16 protein-coding genes, 1 tRNA gene and 1 pseudogene are annotated in these 17270 nt (G+C 56.8%); 14 read left to right on the top strand and 4 right to left on the bottom strand.

All coding sequences use genetic code 11. The annotated features are described in order from the left end of the window. The first annotated feature begins 103 nt into the window (after nt 1-103). Together ileS and GLP52_RS09305 are read left to right on the top strand one after the other, a co-directional pair. Nucleotides 104-3118 (top strand): isoleucine--tRNA ligase, encoded by a 3015-nt coding sequence (gene ileS / locus GLP52_RS09310; protein WP_237272242.1) that lies wholly within the window; start codon nt 104-106, stop codon nt 3116-3118. A 33-nt stretch (nt 3119-3151) separates the two neighbouring features. Continuing rightward, nucleotides 3152-3610 (top strand): methylated-DNA--[protein]-cysteine S-methyltransferase, encoded by a 459-nt coding sequence (locus GLP52_RS09305; RefSeq protein ID WP_237272241.1) that lies wholly within the window; start codon nt 3152-3154, stop codon nt 3608-3610. Nucleotides 3611-3653: 43 nt separating this feature from the next. Here the strand turns inward: GLP52_RS09305 and GLP52_RS09300 are convergent, their stop codons facing one another. Continuing rightward, the gene (locus tag GLP52_RS09300) at nt 3654-4349 is read right to left on the bottom strand and encodes a CDP-alcohol phosphatidyltransferase family protein (RefSeq protein ID WP_093733338.1); all 696 of its coding nucleotides are present in this window, start codon (nt 4347-4349) and stop codon (nt 3654-3656) included. Between the two features lie 189 nt (nt 4350-4538). On the opposite strand from GLP52_RS09300, the gene rpmB reads away from it, so the two are divergent. From rpmB to GLP52_RS09285, 3 genes are all read left to right on the top strand, one after another. Next, nucleotides 4539-4838 carry a 50S ribosomal protein L28 gene (gene rpmB / locus GLP52_RS09295; protein WP_237272240.1) on the top strand — a complete coding sequence of 100 codons (300 nt, stop codon included), beginning with the start codon at nt 4539-4541 and terminating at the stop codon, nt 4836-4838. Nucleotides 4839-4937: 99 nt separating this feature from the next. After that, the gene (locus GLP52_RS09290; protein ID WP_237272239.1) at nt 4938-5282 is read left to right on the top strand and encodes a hypothetical protein; all 345 of its coding nucleotides are present in this window, start codon (nt 4938-4940) and stop codon (nt 5280-5282) included. Nucleotides 5283-5328: 46 nt separating this feature from the next. Beyond that, complete coding sequence (locus GLP52_RS09285; protein ID WP_237272238.1) at nt 5329-5883, top strand: copper chaperone PCu(A)C; 555 nt, start codon at nt 5329-5331, stop codon at nt 5881-5883. A 39-nt stretch (nt 5884-5922) separates the two neighbouring features. Here the strand turns inward: GLP52_RS09285 and GLP52_RS09280 are convergent, their stop codons facing one another. Next, nucleotides 5923-6636 carry an NAD-dependent deacylase gene (locus GLP52_RS09280; protein WP_237273521.1) on the bottom strand — a complete coding sequence of 238 codons (714 nt, stop codon included), beginning with the start codon at nt 6634-6636 and terminating at the stop codon, nt 5923-5925. 57 nt (nt 6637-6693) lie between these two features. Continuing rightward, nucleotides 6694-7659: a LysR family transcriptional regulator gene (locus tag GLP52_RS09275; RefSeq protein ID WP_237272236.1), complete on the bottom strand. Its 966-nt coding sequence runs from the start codon at nt 7657-7659 to the stop codon at nt 6694-6696. Nucleotides 7660-7839: 180 nt separating this feature from the next. Between GLP52_RS09275 and GLP52_RS09270 the strand changes: the two genes are divergently transcribed. From GLP52_RS09270 to GLP52_RS09240, 8 genes and pseudogenes are all read left to right on the top strand, one after another. Continuing rightward, complete coding sequence (locus GLP52_RS09270; protein ID WP_237272235.1) at nt 7840-8721, top strand: carbon-nitrogen hydrolase family protein; 882 nt, start codon at nt 7840-7842, stop codon at nt 8719-8721. Nucleotides 8722-8802: 81 nt separating this feature from the next. Beyond that, a complete protein-coding gene (infA, locus tag GLP52_RS09265; protein WP_005851736.1) occupies nt 8803-9021 on the top strand; it encodes a translation initiation factor IF-1 in 219 nt (72 codons plus the stop codon). Nucleotides 9022-9075: 54 nt separating this feature from the next. Then, nucleotides 9076-9654 (top strand): Maf family protein, encoded by a 579-nt coding sequence (locus GLP52_RS09260; protein ID WP_237272234.1) that lies wholly within the window; start codon nt 9076-9078, stop codon nt 9652-9654. Further along, nucleotides 9651-10673, top strand: coding sequence for a ribonuclease E/G (locus tag GLP52_RS09255; protein ID WP_093733330.1), 1023 nt, complete (start codon nt 9651-9653; stop codon nt 10671-10673). The genes GLP52_RS09260 and GLP52_RS09255 overlap by 4 nt, the downstream gene beginning before the upstream one ends. Next, complete coding sequence (locus GLP52_RS09250) at nt 10670-10861, top strand: DNA gyrase inhibitor YacG (RefSeq protein ID WP_237272233.1); 192 nt, start codon at nt 10670-10672, stop codon at nt 10859-10861. The genes GLP52_RS09255 and GLP52_RS09250 overlap by 4 nt, the downstream gene beginning before the upstream one ends. Nucleotides 10862-10963: 102 nt before the next feature. Further along, a tRNA-Phe gene (locus GLP52_RS09245) sits at nt 10964-11038 on the top strand. A 60-nt stretch (nt 11039-11098) separates the two neighbouring features. Further along, nucleotides 11099-11287, top strand: a pseudogene (locus GLP52_RS19610) (DUF6538 domain-containing protein); the annotation flags it as partial. 120 nt (nt 11288-11407) lie between these two features. Further along, nucleotides 11408-12199 carry an integrase gene (locus GLP52_RS09240; RefSeq protein ID WP_237273520.1) on the top strand — a complete coding sequence of 264 codons (792 nt, stop codon included), beginning with the start codon at nt 11408-11410 and terminating at the stop codon, nt 12197-12199. Nucleotides 12200-12236: 37 nt separating this feature from the next. Here GLP52_RS09240 and GLP52_RS19605 read toward each other — a convergent pair whose 3' ends face one another. Continuing rightward, the gene (locus GLP52_RS19605; RefSeq protein ID WP_237273519.1) at nt 12237-13238 is read right to left on the bottom strand and encodes a helix-turn-helix domain-containing protein; all 1002 of its coding nucleotides are present in this window, start codon (nt 13236-13238) and stop codon (nt 12237-12239) included. A 1736-nt stretch (nt 13239-14974) separates the two neighbouring features. Here GLP52_RS19605 and GLP52_RS09230 point away from each other — a divergent pair. Then, nucleotides 14975-17119: a Hint domain-containing protein gene (locus GLP52_RS09230; protein WP_237272230.1), complete on the top strand. Its 2145-nt coding sequence runs from the start codon at nt 14975-14977 to the stop codon at nt 17117-17119. Nucleotides 17120-17270 lie beyond the last annotated feature (151 nt).

The following is a 17270-nucleotide window of genomic DNA, read 5'->3' as shown; positions in this document are numbered from 1 at the left end:
CCGGCGCTCTGATTGACGAGACGCCGGGCAGAGGTGCTTGAGTTCTTCGCACCGTATCCGAACATTCACCATTCCGAAATTCCGTTGCCAAAGGACGCCCGCCATGTGCGCCGACACCCCCGAAACGCTTGACTATAAATCCACGCTGAACCTGCCGAAAACCGATTTCCCGATGCGTGCGGGCCTGCCCAAACGCGAACCCGAATGGCTGGAGCGGTGGGCAAAGATCGGCGTCTACGATCGCCTGCGTGAAAAGCAGGGGCGCACCCCCTTTACGCTGCACGATGGCCCCCCCTATGCGAACGGCAATCTGCACATCGGTCACGCGCTGAACAAGACGATCAAGGACATGATCGTGCGGTCGCACCAGATGATGGGTTTTGACGCGCGCTATATCCCCGGTTGGGATTGCCACGGTCTGCCCATCGAATGGAAGATCGAGGAACAGTACCGCCAGAAGGGCCGCGACAAGGACGATGTGCCGATCAATGATTTCCGCGCCGAATGCCGCAAGTTCGCCGCCGGCTGGGTTGATGTGCAGCGCGAGGAATTCAAACGTCTGGGCATCACCGGCAACTGGGCAGACCCCTATCTGACGATGGATTTCCACGCGGAACGTGTGATCGCCGAAGAATTCATGAAGTTCCTGATGAACGGCACATTGTATCAAGGGTCCAAGCCCGTGATGTGGTCGCCGGTCGAAAAGACCGCGCTGGCCGAGGCCGAGGTCGAATACCACGACAAAGAAAGCTTTACGATCTGGGTGAAGTTTAAGGTTGTGGAGAGCGGCGGAAACAAAGGTCCAAACTCTGATTATTTGGGGGCGCTAAATGATCAACAAATTATTGATCTAGCTTCTCCGGAGCGAACTGAAGAATACATCGAAAATGTGAAATCTCTTGACGGCGCAAACGTCGTGATCTGGACCACGACGCCCTGGACCATGCCGTCCAACAAGGCTGTCGTCTATGGCGAGGATATCTCTTACGGTCTGTATGAAGTCATCGGCCGCCCCGAGGAATCCTGGGTCACCATCGGCGACCGTTATCTGCTGTCGGACAGCATGGCGATGGATGTGTTCGGGCGTGCGCGTCTGGACGAAACCATGGTGCGCCGTCTGCGGGATGTGACGCAGGACGAGCTGGCAAATATCTCGTTGCAGCACCCGCTGGCGGGGGCCGAAGGCAGCAATGGCGAATGGGATGATCTGCGCGACTTCCGCGCCGCCGATTTTGTGACCGACACCGAAGGCACGGGCTTTGTGCATTGCGCGCCGTCCCATGGTCTTGAGGAATATGAGCTCTACCGCGGGCTGGGGATGCTGGATCAGGTGATCACCTATAACGTGGTCGAAGACGGGTCCTTCCGCGCGGATCTGCCGTTCTTTGGTGGGAAGAAGATCCTCAAACCCAACGGCAAGGAAGGCGACGCCAACACCGCCGTGATCAACAAGCTGGTCGAGGTTGGCGGGCTGCTGGCGCGGGGCAAGATCAAGCACAGCTATCCGCATTCCTGGCGCTCCAAGGCACCGGTCATCTATCGCAACACGCCACAGTGGTTTGCCGCGATCGACCGGCCCGTTGGCGACGGTCAGGACACATTCGGCAAGACCATCCGTGAACGCGCCCTGACCGAGATCGACAACGTCAACTGGGTGCCCAAAAAGGGCCGCAACCGTCTGCATTCGATGATGGAGGCACGCCCCGACTGGGTGCTGTCGCGTCAACGTGCATGGGGCGTGCCGCTGACCTGCTTTACCAAAAACGGCGCGCTGCCAACGGATGAAGACTTCTTGCTGCGCAACCCCGAAGTCAACCAGCGTGTGGTCGACGCGTTCGAAGCTGACGGTGCGGATGTCTGGTACGAAGATGGCGCAAAAGAGCGTTTCCTGGGTGGGATTGTGAACCCCGACGACTATACCCAAGTCTTCGACATTCTGGACGTTTGGTTCGATTCCGGTTCAACCCATGCGTTCGTGCTGCGCGACCGTGAAGACGGCTCTGAGGACGGTATCGCAGACGTTTATATGGAAGGCACCGACCAACACCGCGGTTGGTTCCATTCGTCGCTGCTGCAATCCGTAGGCACCACTGGCCGCGCGCCTTACCGCAACGTGGTGACGCATGGGTTCACATTGGATGAGAAGGGCATGAAGATGTCCAAATCCATCGGCAACACCGTCGTGCCCGAAAAGATTGTCCAACAATATGGCGCGGATATTCTGCGGCTTTGGGTTGCACAGACGGACTATACCGCGGACCAGCGGATCGGGCCGGAAATCCTGAAAGGGACCGCCGACAGCTACCGCCGTTTGCGCAACACCATGCGCTATATGCTGGGGGCGTTGTCGGACTTTACCGATGCCGACCGGACCGAACCCGCGGACATGCCAGAGCTTGAACGCTGGGTGCTGCACCGTGTGGCTGAGCTGGATCAGGTCGTGCGCGAAGGCTATGCGCGCTACGACTTCCAAGGCGTGTTCCAGGCGGTGTTTACCTTCGCCACCGTTGATCTGTCGGCCTTCTATTTCGACGTGCGCAAGGATGCGCTGTATTGCGACGGCGACACGCTGCGCCGCCGTGCTGCGCGCACTGTGCTGGATATCCTGTTCCACCGTCTGACGACATGGCTGGCCCCCGTGCTGGTGTTCACCATGGAGGAAGTCTGGCTTGAGCGGTTCCCCGGCGACGAAAGCTCGGTCCACCTGACGGATATCCCTGAAACGCCCAAGGCGTGGCTGGATGCTGATCTGGCGGCGAAATGGGCCAAGGTGCGTGCCGCGCGGCGGGTTGTGACCTCGGCGTTGGAAGTGCAGCGGGTCGAGAAAGTCATCGGGGCCTCGCTTGAGGCCGCACCTATGGTGTTTGTTGCCGATGACGCTCAGCGGGCCGCGCTTGAAAGCGTTGCGTTCGAGGATGTCTGTATCACCTCAGCCATCGCCATCACCGGCGATGACGCCCCGGCAGAGGCGTTCCGTATGCCAGAGACCGACGGCGTTGCCGTGGTGTTCGAGAAAGCTTCGGGCGAGAAATGCGCACGCTGCTGGAAGGTGCTGCCGGATGTCGGCACCCACGATCACGCGGGCGTTTGTGCCCGGTGTGACGAAGCCGTGTCCTAAGATGACGCCGCGCCGCTTGATCCGGAAACTCGGGTGAAGCGGCGCAGTATCCCCACGCGGTTTGGTACCTTGGTCGTAACCGAGGATGCAGGCGCGATCACCCACCTGCAGTGGGGGCAGGGTTCCTTACATGATGACGCTGGCCGCGTGCTGGATGACGCAGAGGCGCAGCTGCGTGCCTATGATGCGGGGCGGCTGACGCAGTTCACCCTGCCGTTGCGAATTGGCGGAAGTGCCACACTGCAGGCGGTCTGCGCCGAGATGTCGGCGATCCCTTTTGGCGATACGGTGACCTATGGCGACATCGCGACCAAGTTGGCGATCCCCGCGCAGGTCGTGGGACAGGCGTGCGGGCACAATCCGATTCCCGTCATTGTGCCGTGCCATCGCGTGATGGGGGCAAAGGGGCTGACCGGATATTCGGGGGACGGCGGCGTAGAAACGAAAGTCGCCCTGCTGCGCCATGAAGGGGCCGCAGGGCTGCTGATCTAGATTTTAAAGTTATGTGCGGTAATGTTGATCGCGGGGCGTCGGTTCAGGCCTTGCGATCGTACAGGTATTGCTGCGCCACGCCGGCAAACATTAGGTATAGACTGGTGATGACCAGACCCCAATGTGCCCAGCTTTGCGGGTGGAAATCGACCCAAGCGGCCCATCCTGCAAAGAAGGTCCAGGCCAGCGCCATCGGCAATGTAACCGCGCGCCAACGCTCTGTCCGAACAGGGTGCACGAACTTGAGCGGGGCGAACATGGTCACTGCCAGAACCGTCACCAGCACCAGCGATACCCACCACGGCGGCGACAGGGCAAATAGCACCAACACCAGCATGTTCCAGCACCCCGGAAAGCCCCAAAAGGAATTATCCTTTGTTTTCATACGTGTATCGCAGAAGTACATGGCGCTGGCAAAGGTGACGATGATGATCATGACCCAACCGCTCCACCCGTCCATGAGGCCGGATTGGAACAACGCAAAGGCGGGAATAAAAACATAGGTCAGGTAGTCAATGATCAGATCAAGCAGGACGCCATCAAACTCGGGCGCGTTGGTCTTTACATTATATTTACGCGCCAGTGGCCCGTCGATCCCGTCTACGAAAAAAGCCACCACCAGCCAGAGGAACATCATGTCCCAACGTTCTTCGGCGGCGGCGAGCATGGCGAGCATGGCGAAAATCGCACCCGTTGCAGTAAACAGATGGACAAGAAGGGCGCGGGAATGAATGTTCATGCGCGACAGATGGCAAATCTTTTCGACGGATGCAAAAGGAAAAGCGTGCGATGGCGTGCAGGCTTGGGTTGACCCCGCTCTCGATTCCGCCTAAAGCCAGCAAACCAATTTCAGGGTTTGCCGTAGCGCGGCCCATATGGGTATTGCTCCGGATCGCCGGAAAATGCCCCGCAGCAAAAGGATAGACCCATGTCGCGCGTTTGCGAATTGACCGGAAAAGGCCCGATGACGGGCAACAACGTAAGCCACGCCAAGAACCGCACACGTCGTCGGTTCTTGCCAAACCTGAACGATGTTACCCTGCAGTCCGAAGCACTGGGCCGTGGTTTCAAGTTCCGCATCTCGGCAGCTGCTCTGCGCACTGTTGACCACCGCGGTGGTTTGGACAAGTTCATGGCGAAGGCAAAGGACGCCGAGCTGTCCGTCAGCGCGTTGAAAGTTAAGAAAGCAATTGCAAAGTCCAGCGCTACAGCCGAAGCGCTGTCGTAAGACTTTCAAATCGTTACGATGTTGCAGCCCTGGCCCTTGGCCGGGGCTGCGTCGTTTTGGGCAGGTGCATTGTCACCAGCTTTGGCTAGGGTGCGGCCTATGACCCTGCGTTCCTTATCAGCTTTGGTACTTGCGTTGATGCTTGCCCTGACAGGGCAAAGCATGGCCGTTGCACGTGGCGCGTCTGCTGCGATGGGTCAGATGGTGCTGTGTACCGGTGCAGGCCCTGTGGCGATCTATGTAGATGCACAGGGCAAGCCCACGTCGGCCCCGCATATATGTCCCGATTCGGCGCTCAACGTTGCGATGACAGATGCCGTGGCTCTGGTTGCTGCACCGATGCGGATCGTGGTTTTTGTTGCACCATCGTTGTATTTCCCGACAGCTGATGTGCCGCGCCGCAAAATGCGCCACGACCCTAGAGCACCGCCTGTCGCTGCCTGACATACGACTTTCACAGACATTTTGAATATGACGACAGGATATACCAATGACACCTGCTTTGCTGACCCGCGCCGTTTGCGCACTGTTTCTCTTTTCTGCCCCCCTCGCTGCCGAAGGTATCATGGTGGATGACGCGTACATCCGCAGCTCGACCGCGAAATCTACCTCCGGTGCGGCATTTATGGTGGTGATGAACCACTCTGGCGCGGATGACCGTTTGATCGGTGCGTCTTCCGACGTGGCCGATAAGGTCGAGCTGCATTCGCACCGTTCTGACGATAATGGCATCATGCGCATGGGCGAGATCGAAGGCGGCGTGGCCATCGCTGCGGATGAAATGCACGCCTTTAAACGCGGCGGCGATCACCTGATGTTCATGGGGCTGAAAGAGTCGCTTGTAGAAGGGGCGATGGTTCCCGTCACGCTGGAGTTCGAAAAAGCCGGTGCGGTCGAGATCGAGGTGATGGTCGATCAGGACCGCAAGCCGAACCACGGCAAGATGAAGCATGACAAGATGAAGCACGACAAGATCGAGCACGGTGACATGAAGCACGACCACGGTGATATGGATCACGCCGGTCACGAGATGCCGAAAGACTAACGTCTTTTCCAAACACGAATGGCGGCGGCCCGGCGTTTGTTAGAACGTGGGCCGCTGTTCTGCGGGGGTGCCCAGCAATTCCTCCACCCAGTCGGTGACCACACGTGTCGCCGGACCGGTGCGGTGTTCGGCAAACTGGTTTCCGACGGCAGAGCGTTCGAGGTTCATCTCTACCGTGTGGGCCCCGTTGCGGCGGGCCTCTGCGACGAAACCGGCGGCGGGGTAGACGTTGCCCGATGTACCGATGGCCGCGAAAATATCGGCCTCGGCCAAATGATCAAAAATCGCATCCATGTCATAGGGCATTTCGCCGAACCACACGATGTCAGGTCGCGCGGCGGGGGCTTGGCAGGCGGGGCAGGGATCGCCGACTGCCATCACCATAGGCGCGGACCAACGGTGATCGCAGCTGGCGCAGAGCGCCGAGTTCAACGCGCCGTGCATATGGATCACCCGCGCGCCGCCCTGTTCATGCAGGTCATCGACGTTTTGGGTCACGATGACGACCTGACCCGCATAGTGCTGCTGCAGCTTGGCCAGCGCCTGGTGCGCCGCATTAGGCGTTACCTCTGCCGTCTGCTTGCGACGACCGTTATAAAAATCGACGACCAGTTGAGGATCACGGGCAAAGCCTTCGGGTGTGGCGACGTCCTCGACGCGGTGCTGCGCCCATAGCCCATCTTCGGCGCGGAAGGTATCAATGCCGCTTTCCGCAGAAATGCCTGCGCCTGTCAGAATTACGATCTTGCTCATGTCAGCCCCTCTTTCTTGCGCCCGAGTGAAACAGTCCCGCACGTCTTGCGCAAGCGGTCAGCCCGCGAGCGTCTCGAAACTGGGGGCGAGCCACGGCAATTGCGCGACCGTCGGCGCGATCATATGCGACCGGAGCAGTTGGCGCATCGTATCAGCGATATTCTGCGGCACCGGTCCCGTCCAATCCGACCCTGCGAACAGGGAAATCTGACGCGACAGCCCCGGTACGGGCAGGGGATGCACCGCGAGCTGTTGGTGGAACCGCTCTGCGCGACAATAACCGAAGGGCGTCGTGATCGCCCAGCCAATCCCCCGTGCCACCATCGCCATCAAGGCAAGGTGGCTGCCGATCTCGAACTGGGAGGGCAGGGTGATATTGCTGCGGGTGAGGTGGTTGGTGATCTGGTCGGAAATCAGCTGGTCGGTGGCGTATTTCACGAACGGCAAAGTCGATCGCCCCGCCATTAGGTCCGCGCTGATACCCTCAAAACCGGCAGGGGTCACGATCACGAATGGGTCGCGTGCCAGCGGAATTTCGATGAGCCCGCTTTTGGCATCCCCGCTGGTGGCGGCGATAGCAATGTGAAGGGATTTGTCCTGAACCGCCTGGATCAACCCCTTGCTGCCGTCGGTGACCATCCGGAAGCGGCAGCCTGCCATGCTGTCGGCCAGAAGCGTTGCGAGGCGGGGGGTCAGGTCATTGTCAAAATCGTCGATCACCCCGAGGCTCAGGTCGCTGAGGTTTGCAAGGTCCATCACCGTCAGTTCGGATTGCGCCAAGCGGATATGGGCAAGCGCTGCACCGCTGTGACGCAGAAAGCTTTCGCCCGCAGCGGTCAGTTTCATCGGGCGCGTACTGTGATCGACAAGCGCTGCGCCCATAGCGGCTTCGAGGTTGCTGATCTGTTGACTGACGGCGGGTTGGCTTAGCCCTGTCAACGCAGCGGCCTGCGCCACAGACCCACGGCTGGCCAATGCCTCGAACACTTCTATGCCGCGTAGGGTGATGCCCTTTTTGATCATGATGTCCCGCCCTTGGTCCTTTCGGATTTAGTGAAGCATGACCAATATTTTGGCAAGGTTCGTGCGTATTTCTAAGCATTGGTTTCACAAAACTGAAATGAACTGCGGAAAACACGCGTTCCCCTTGAAGCTGCCCCGTGCGCAGCGCACCATATGGCTCATCACGCACCGGAGGCTTTCATGAAAATCGCAACAGCCGCATACCCGCTGGACGTCTTGTCCAGCTGGGCGCACTACGAAGACAAATTGGCAGGCTGGGTCGCAACTGCGGCGGCCAGTGGGGCAGAGCTGCTGGTGTTCCCCGAATATGGCGCGATGGAACTGGCCACGCTCGCCGGGCTGGATGTAGCTGGCAATCTGGAGGCGTCATTGTTCGCTGTATCTGACCGGCTGGCGGATGCAGATGCGACACATCAGAAACTCGCAGCTGAACATGGCGTGCATATCGTCGCAGCGTCCGGGCCTGCGGTCACCGATGCAGCCCCCCGTCCGGTAAACCGCGCCCGCCTGATCACGCCTTCGGGGCAAATCGGGGTGCAGGACAAACAGATCATGACCCGATTCGAACGCGAGGTCTGGGGCGTGGTCGGTGGAGAGCCTTTGCGCATCTTCGAGACGGCACTGGGCAAGATCAGCATCCTGATCTGCTATGATAGCGAATTCCCTTTGCTGGGTCGCGCCTTGGCAGATTGCGACATCATCGCCGTCCCCAGTGTGACCGAAGCCTTGGCAGGCTACTGGCGCGTCCGCATTGGTTCAATGGCGCGCGCGCTGGAGAATCAATGCGTTACGGCCATGTCATCCTGCGTCGGGCCTGCGGATTGGTCCGACGCGCTTGGTGATTCTTATGGGGCAGGCGGCATATTCTGTCCGCCGGATGTGGGCTTTCCGTCCACCGGCGTCCTTGCCGCCGCAGAGATCAACGTGCCCGGCTGGACCTTTGCCGAGGTCGACATCGCACAGATCAGCCGTGTGCGTGCAGATGGGGTGGTTTTGAACCGAAACCACTGGGAGGACCAGTTCGGGCGTGACGCAACGGCCATAAACGTGCCTTTGATGTGAATACCCCTTGAAAAAAGGGAAAATTGCGCCCATTTAAGCCTGCGTCCTGAAATTGCAGGACAAAGTGTTCAAGGAGAGACCATGGCCAAGGAAGACACGCTCGAATTCCCCGGTATCGTGAAAGAACTTCTGCCGAACGCGACGTTCCGGGTCGAGCTTGAAAACGGCCATGAGATCATCGCGCATACGGCAGGCAAGATGCGTAAGAACCGCATCCGTGTTCTGGCTGGCGATAAGGTACAGGTGGAAATGACCCCCTATGATCTGAGCAAAGGCCGGATCAATTACCGCTTTAAATAAAACGCTTATCCGAAAATCACCTCGTGGTTTTCGGGCAGCGATCTAGGATCCCATATGAGCTTTATCCTCGGATCAGGAAGCCCGCGTCGCAAGGAATTGCTGGCGCAAATTGGCGTTGTCCCAGACGATATTCGCGCTCCCGATATTGACGAAACCCCGCTGGCTGCCGAACTGCCGCGCCCCTATTGCGCGCGCATGGCCCGTGAAAAGGCCGCCGCCGTGCAGGCCGGGGGGGATGATATCGTGCTCTGTGCCGATACAACCGTCGCTGTCGGCCGCCGTATCTTAGGCAAACCCGAAGACGAGGCCGAGGCGACCCGCTTTTTACGTCTCATGTCGGGGCGTCGTCACAAAGTTATCACGGCTGTCGCGGTCAAGCGCGGTGACAAGCTATGGCAGCGTGATGTGGTCAGCACCGTCCGCATGAAACGCCTGTCGGATGTTGAAATCTCGGCTTATCTGGCAACAGGTGACTGGCAGGGTAAGGCCGGCGGCTATGGCATCCAAGGACCGGCTGGCGCATTGATCCCTTGGATCAGCGGATCGTTCACCGGCATCGTCGGTCTGCCATTGGCCGAAACCGCAAACCTGCTGCGTGCTGCAGGATATGTTTTCGCAGGAGAGACCTCATGAAGGGCCGTACGATCGTTCTGGACCATTTTGGCGACACCGAAGCCGCTGCGCTGATCGTGGACGGCAAGCTGGATGATCTTTTGATCGACAGTGACGGGCCGCGCCCTGGCACGATCTACCGCGCCATTGCGGACCGTCCGGTCAAAGGGCAGGGGGGGATGTTCCTCAAGACGCCTGATGGCTCTGCGTTCTTGCGCCAGATCAAGGGGCTGGCACCCGGACAGCCAATTCTCGTGCAGGTTTCGGGCTATGCCGAACCGGGCAAAGCCATTCCGGTGACGCAAAAGCTATTGTTCAAAAGCCGCTATGCTATCGTGACCCCCGGCGCGCCCGGCACCAATATCTCGCGCAGCATTCGGGACGAGGAAGAACGTGACCGGCTGCTCGAGATCGCCCATGAGGCCGCAGACGGGGCCACGCACGGGCTGATTCTGCGGTCCTCTTGCGCTGGTGCCGATGCGGATGACATCGCTGATGATATCGACGCGATGCTGACGCTGGCTGACAAGGTGCTTGATGACCCGTCCACCGAGATGGAGCTGTTGTCCGAAGGCGACGGCCCACACATTTTAGCGTGGCGCGACTGGGTAGAGCCGGCAGACATTGTGACCGATCCCGGCGGGTTCGAGACCCATGGCGTTTTGGATACCGTCGATAGTCTTTCGCAGCCGCGCGTCGCTCTTGACGGCGGTGCCTCCATGTTCGTTGAACCCACACGCGCCTTGGTCGCCGTTGACGTGAACACCGGTGCGGATGTGTCGCTCGCCGCTGGTATCAAGGCCAACATGGCCTGCGCCCGCGCCTTGCCCCGTGCCTTGCGTCTGCGCGGTCTGGGGGGGCAGATCACGCTGGATCTTGCACCCATGCCCAAGAAAGACCGCCGCCCCTTCGAGACCGCCTTGCGTCAGGCGTTTCGCGCTGATGATGTGGAAACCACTTTGGTGGGTTGGACACCGCTTGGGCACTACGAGCTGCAGCGCAAACGCGCCCGTATGCCCCTGGCAGAGGTGCTAAAGTGACTTGCCCGATCTGTAATGGCGAAACCTCCCTCAAGTATCGTCCCTTCTGTTCGGGGCGCTGCGCGGACGTGGATTTGGCAAAGTGGCTAAACGGCAGCTACGCCACGCCAAGCCGCGATCCCGAGGATGTCGAGGCCGCAATCGAGGCCAGCGAGGCCGCTTTGAACGCTCCGGACAAGCCACATTAGAACTTTCCGAAAAAACCTTTGCCAAACATGGCGAAAGCCTCTGGACACCCCCGCCGCAAAATCCTAGAACGCGCACACCCGACCACTACGGTGGTCTCCGGTGCCCGGGTAGCTCAGGGGTAGAGCAGTGGATTGAAAATCCTCGTGTCGGTGGTTCGATTCCGCCCCTGGGCACCATTTTTTATCATAACCTGCTGATATACCTCGGTTTCTTTGAGAAACGCGCGGGCGTAGGACATGGTGTATGACAATTTGGTGCCTTTCTCGTTCACAAAGAACGGCATATTCTATTTCGAGAGACGTGTCCCAACGGACCTCTTGAGGCATTACGACACACGGAAAATTTCATATTCTTTGAGAACGAGGTCCGCGCAGGTAGCTACAACTCGGGCTAGGCGGGCGGCTGATCAACTCGACGAATACTGGTACTACCTCCGTTGCAAGGATGCGGAGCTGCCCGGCAAGCACCGCTTGCGGATGACCTCGAGTTCCGCACAGGCAGCGCCAGAGGTGGCGATAGGCGACGCTGTGCTTCTATCTGAGGCCGTGTCTATCTATCTTAAACAAAAGGGTCATGGGCGTCCTGTGACCTTTCACAGGGCTGCGGAGCGTTCCTGTGGGTACGTGATCGACGTCGCGGGAGATAAAGACCTTCGAGGCTATACGAAGAAGGACGCCAATGCCTTCCGTGATGCGCTGATTAAGCGCGGGCTGTCGGGGAGCAGTATCACCCGCATCTTCGGCACCGTCCGGTCCGTCACTAACTTCGCAGCAAGCGAGGCAGGGGTGTCGTTCAACAACCCTTTCAGCGGGGTATACTTCGACCGTCAGGCTGGGGTGCAAGAGCGTGAGCCGCTAGCGGGAGAAGTAATCGACACTGTGCAGGCGGAGTGCGTTTCACTGGATGACGACCTACGTTGGCTTGTGGCGTTGGTTTCTGACACAGGTATGCGCTTAGCTGAAGCGACAGGGCTAGCTTTGACCGATCTGGTGGTGGAAGGCGACTGTAAGAAAGTCATCATCCGAGAGCACCCCTGGAGACGCCTCAAAACGGCTGGTAGCTCCCGGGAAATTCCCCTTGTCGGTAAGGCGCTATGGGCCGCTCAGCGTATCTACTTTCATGCAGCGGGCCAAGTTCACGCCTTCCCCAGGTACAACAGAGGCCAGCTAACGAATGCTAACTCAGTCAGTGCGGCATCAAATAAGTGGTTGAAGCCGATGGTGCCGACTGGGTGTACCATTGTAGATATGTACGGAATCTCGGGACACTTTCACATGCGCTGGATCGCCGCGACTATCGGTAGCGTGGTGTACCCAATTCGGAAAAGTATGGGTTAGGGGAGAGCTATGGGCGACGGCGGTTGATTGACTACGGTTACTTAGAGCGATTTAAAGTTTCGGAAGGTAGTTCGCCAAATCGATTGCGATATATCTTGGCAAATTCGCCCATGTGAATGTAGCTGAAACTCGCTGCAATCTGACTGACAGTTTGATCTTGATCCGCTTCAAGGAGCGCTTTGCGGGTTGCCTGTAATCTTTGCTCGCGAATGAACTGGCCCGGCGTGCAGCCGCGAAACTTTTTGAAGTTCAGCGTCAAGTTTCGAACGCTGATATCAAGCGCACTGGCTATTTCGGTCAATGTTGGCGCATCGGCAGCGTATTCAATTATATATTCTTCTGCGGTGCGTACGATGCGCAGAACAACAACTTTTTTTCCTGCGCTGATATCTATACCTGACTGGGCTGCCCAACTTCGGACCAAATTGGAGCAAAGGGTTTCTTCTATGTGTCGGATGTTCTGCGCCGAAATCGGCTGTGACGTTTCGGCGACCAAGCGCATTATGTAGCGCAGGCTGGAGTTCCAAAAGGTATTATCGCCGCCGAAGGGTGTTTTAGGGCACCATGTGCTGCGTTCAGGTAAGTTGCCAAACCAAGAGTAGCTAATTTCGTTGAGTAGCTTTTGATCGAACGCGAGATGCAGCTGGACAGCATCGTCGCTTAGTCGAGAGCTATGGCCCGTTTTGGCAAGATCAAAGAGGAAGCTATCGTCGACCTTATTTAGGTGCGCCGTACTGCGGCTAAGGCTCGGAACCGAATAACCTTGCAAATTCGTTGCAGCGACCACAGGAGCGCCGCTAAGTTCATCCGCACTAATTTGGGTCGACGTGCCGTATGAGGTTCGCATGAGCCCAATACGGCCCAAACTTGCTGAATATAGGTTCGCCTTCGGGGGCTGCAGTTTTTCCAAGGGAACTGCATCGACTGGTGCGACGCGGTCGCTTGCCCATTCGGATAGATCATCCCACCGATCTAGCTGCACTTCGTCCATGCTGTGGATCAGCGTATCCGTAATATCTAATAATGACGCTCTATTCACCTATGCAACCCCGCACTTGTTAAATCGCTAACCGTTAGTAAACAATAAGAAATCCTTCTGGTGGCATTCGGGGAGGCAATGATGGCATCTTCTCGCCTGGTAGCCTAAACTGAACTCTAACGCTTCCGATCAATTACACACGTATCAGTAGTATGTAACAACCTGTTAATATCTTTCAAGGCGCATTGAAGAATTTCTTGTTGTAGGGAGAGTGAGGGAAAACTGAGCTTTAAAACTGATGCCGTTTTCCGATGTCAGCGACTTCTTTGCGATATGTGGTTTCGATTAGCCGGATATGATTTTCTAGCCGATCAGAGAATGATCGGCTGTCATTACAGGAGTCCGTGCGCTTTGGGTTTGTATGTTTTTTTGGCCGATCGCTTGCCTGCAGTAGAAAAATGCTGTTTGGATTTTAAAAATAGATTGGCAGTAAGGCTCGAATATGTTCGGCAATGCTCGTTTTCTTCGTGGTCGGAGTTTATGAGTGCACCATCCAATATTATTGATCAAACTATTGGATATAGCTGTCGAATTGGCGAAATAGATGGGTATTTCGAGAGGGGTGTGCCTGAAGTGGCGAACTGTTTTTTGCGTCACAGGGTATTTGTAAGAGAAACGCGCAATGCTAGCCTGTTTTCTTTTTTCAGCCTTTTGTGTGAGCGTGCGAAACCACGGTCGCCCGCTGATTTCTCGGAGCTAGGTGCGTGATCCGGTCTCTTCGACGCTTGCGTAATAGGCAGATAGGCGCGGACGCGCCGACGATCCGTAGAACGGTTTGGTTTGCGCGGAGCGAGGTCTCCCAAGTTTTAAATAGGCTTCAGGAGGAGCATCTTAGGCCAGACGGTTCCGTCGAGCTTTGTTTTGAAGGCAATGTCGATCTTGGCATTCACGCGGCGCTGGATGACGGTACGCTGCCAATAAAACAAGAATTTCGCTTTCCGGTGTGCTTCATCACGAGATTTTCAGCACCCCCGGATATAAATTTTTCGTTCCCGGGCTGTGCAGGCAATGTGCGCGCCGAGGATGTTACCGGTGCAGGCTTTACGCTTGTGGTTGCGACACCTAGGCCAGCCACAACAGCCCGAAAAGCACGGGTGGTCTGGAGTGCACTCGGCGTGCCTGTCGAAATGGAACCGTTAGTGCTGCGGTCTCGACAGCTTGCGTTAGGGTAGAGCCATGTCCAGAGATTTGCACGGTATCCGGTCATTTTGAAACTCTGCTGAGTTCCTAGCTTCTTTCGCGCGCGATATGCATTTTCGCGACAAGGTCTACAGGGCGTAGCCTGAAGCCAGTGAACCTTGCCTGTAGATATTAGCCGCTCATATCTTCCCCATGGCTGCCCATTATCAGATTATGGACGCTACTATCGCAATTCGGCATATACTAGTGTTTCGCCGTTAATTTGCGTGGTTTTTTGCGAGACAGATCAATTGAACCCTACAATACTTATAGTGCGGCAATTGAGTGCATAGTCAGATCTGAACTATTTAAATGCACAAACTATGCCGCGCATGAGTCAGTAGGGTTGTAGGGGTATGGTTTCAATAGTCTTTTTTTCTCTCTTAACCTCACAGCGCTAAAGCGCGTTTGGTTCAACTGCATCCATACGGATGTAATTGAATGCCCTAATAAAGAACGCACTGCCATATTCAGATATCTGAGTGGGGTGGAATACTTACGGCCGGCGTATCCCGACGGAATAACGCTACTTCTGAATTAACTCGAGGATAAGAAGAATGTCTGTAACGCTTGATGTCACTAGTAACCTATATTCCTATAGCGGTGATTTAATATCACTCGGCGACGTTGCAGTTCTGCCTAATTTCGGAAACGTGTCCGGGGATATAAGTATCACAGATGATGACGGCACACTCGCGCCGTCTGAAGTTACCACGATCTCCATCGACGGTTCCGACGAAACAGCGACTTATGTCGGTACTGCTACCTTTAACGGTTACGATTCAGGCCTATTGGGTGGGGTGCTGGGTACGCTGCTTGGATCCACGGAAGCCGCTGTTTTCGAAACGTCGAGCGGTTTATATTTGTACGCGCCCGACGGGTTCCCCGTAGCGAGCGGTCTTGCGACCACCATATCGATAGATACGTCCGCGTCGTTTGATCTATCGCCAAGCAACCCCGGCATCGTCGATGGTACAAGTGGCGATGACAATATGGATGTCTATGAGGGGCCCGGCGACTACGAAGATGGCGATGGTGACCGAATTACTGACTACGATGCCGGCAGTATATTTGGCGGATATCAATCAGGCGATGACACAATCTACGGCTATGGCGGCAATGACACCATTCGCGCCGGTAGCGGCGATGACATCATCGATGGCGGCACCGGCAACGATAACCTGTCCGGAGAAGCCGGCGATGACACTATATCGGGTGGCGCTGGTGAGGATACGATCTTTGGTGGGGCTGGCAATGATAGCATTTCGGGCGGCGAAGGCGACGATGTCATCTCGGGTGGGACGGGTCACGACATTGTTTATGGCGGCGACGGGAATGATACTTGGCTGGCAGATGGCACAGACAGTGGTAGCGATACTGTATCTTTAGAAGATGGCGATGATATCGCTGAGGTTGGGTTCTTTACCCCCTCTGTCGGCCCGGAATCGATCGATGGCGGAGCTGGAAGCGACACAATCGCGCTAGACGCCAGCGTAGTCGCGTCATTTGACCTAGGTGTTGCGCTGACAGACGATGGATCTGCAGCGGATACAACCGTTGGCGCAACGGATTTCCAAACCGAACTATACAACTTTGAAAACATCCGAGGGAATGACGCGAACAACGTCCTTATAGGGAACTCCGAAGCCAACAAGCTTTGGGGGGCAGGCGGTACCGACGAGCTATCCGGCGGCGGTGGCGACGATATGCTTGATGGCGGGGACGGTGACGACACGCTGTCCGGTGGGGCAGGCGCAGATGAAATCTACGGCGGTGCAGGCGTCGATCAAATTGATGGCGGGGATGACGATGATATCATCGATGGGGGTGCGGGCGCAGATATTTTAAGCGGAGGTTCAGGGGACGATACATTCGTTGTGCAGTCTGCCGCTGATGCTCAGGGCGATGTTGTCATCGGTGGGACGGGCCCTGATGATACGACCGATCAAGACCGCATCGACCTTAGCGCTCTGGATCGCGGCAGCTACACCATCAATGCAACCGAGGATACATCAGACAGCGGCGCGCTGAAGGGCACCGTGAACTTCGACACTGGCGAAACGCTTACCTTTAGCGGGATTGAAATTATCTGTTTTGCGGCGGGTACGGAAATAATAACGTCAGAAGGTCCAGTAAATGTCGAAGACCTAGCGGTCGGTGCTCAGGTGCTGACAATGGATCGGGGGATGCAGCCTGTGCGTTGGATCGGAAGCAGGGCGCTTGGCCCGCAAGAGCTCGCTGCACGCCCCAAGCTGAAACCTATCAGAATTTCCGCAGGGGCGCTTGGAAACGGCACGCCGATGAAAGATCTGGTCGTTTCGCGGCAGCATAGAATCCTTGTGCGTTCAGTGATCGCAGAGCGCATGTTCGATGTGCAGGAAATTCTAGTAGCCGCTATCAAACTAGTTGGACTGCCGGGGATCGAAGTGGTCGAAGACGCCGATAGTGTGGAGTATTTTCACATACTGTTCGATCAACACGAAATCATCTTTTCCAACAGCGCCGCAACGGAAAGCCTGTTCACTGGGCCCGAAGCTTTGAAAGCTGTGACCGAAGATGCGCGCGCTGAAATTCTTGAACTATTCCCGGATATTGCAACGCGCACAGCGTTGCTGCCGGTGCGGCACATCCCGGAAAAGGGAGCATGGGTAAAGCGCTTGGTCGAGCGTCATGCCAAGAATAACAAGGCTCTCATGAATTAAATATTCACCTGTTCGTCATAGGTTTTTCCGAAATTCATAGGTTTGGGCGCATGGTGCCTTGCTGCGGACAGGTCAAGTGGCGCGCCTGCTGTCCGCTTTTTGACCAGGTTTGGCTTCATGATTGGGTAAGCCTTCTATGGAAGGCTGTTGG

The organism is Sulfitobacter sp. M22, assembly GCF_021736025.1.
In the GTDB taxonomy this organism is placed as follows: Bacteria; Pseudomonadota; Alphaproteobacteria; order Rhodobacterales; family Rhodobacteraceae; genus Sulfitobacter; species Sulfitobacter litoralis.
The sequence above is the reverse complement of the archived record's forward strand: the minus strand, read 5'-3'. Positions and strand labels throughout refer to the sequence as shown.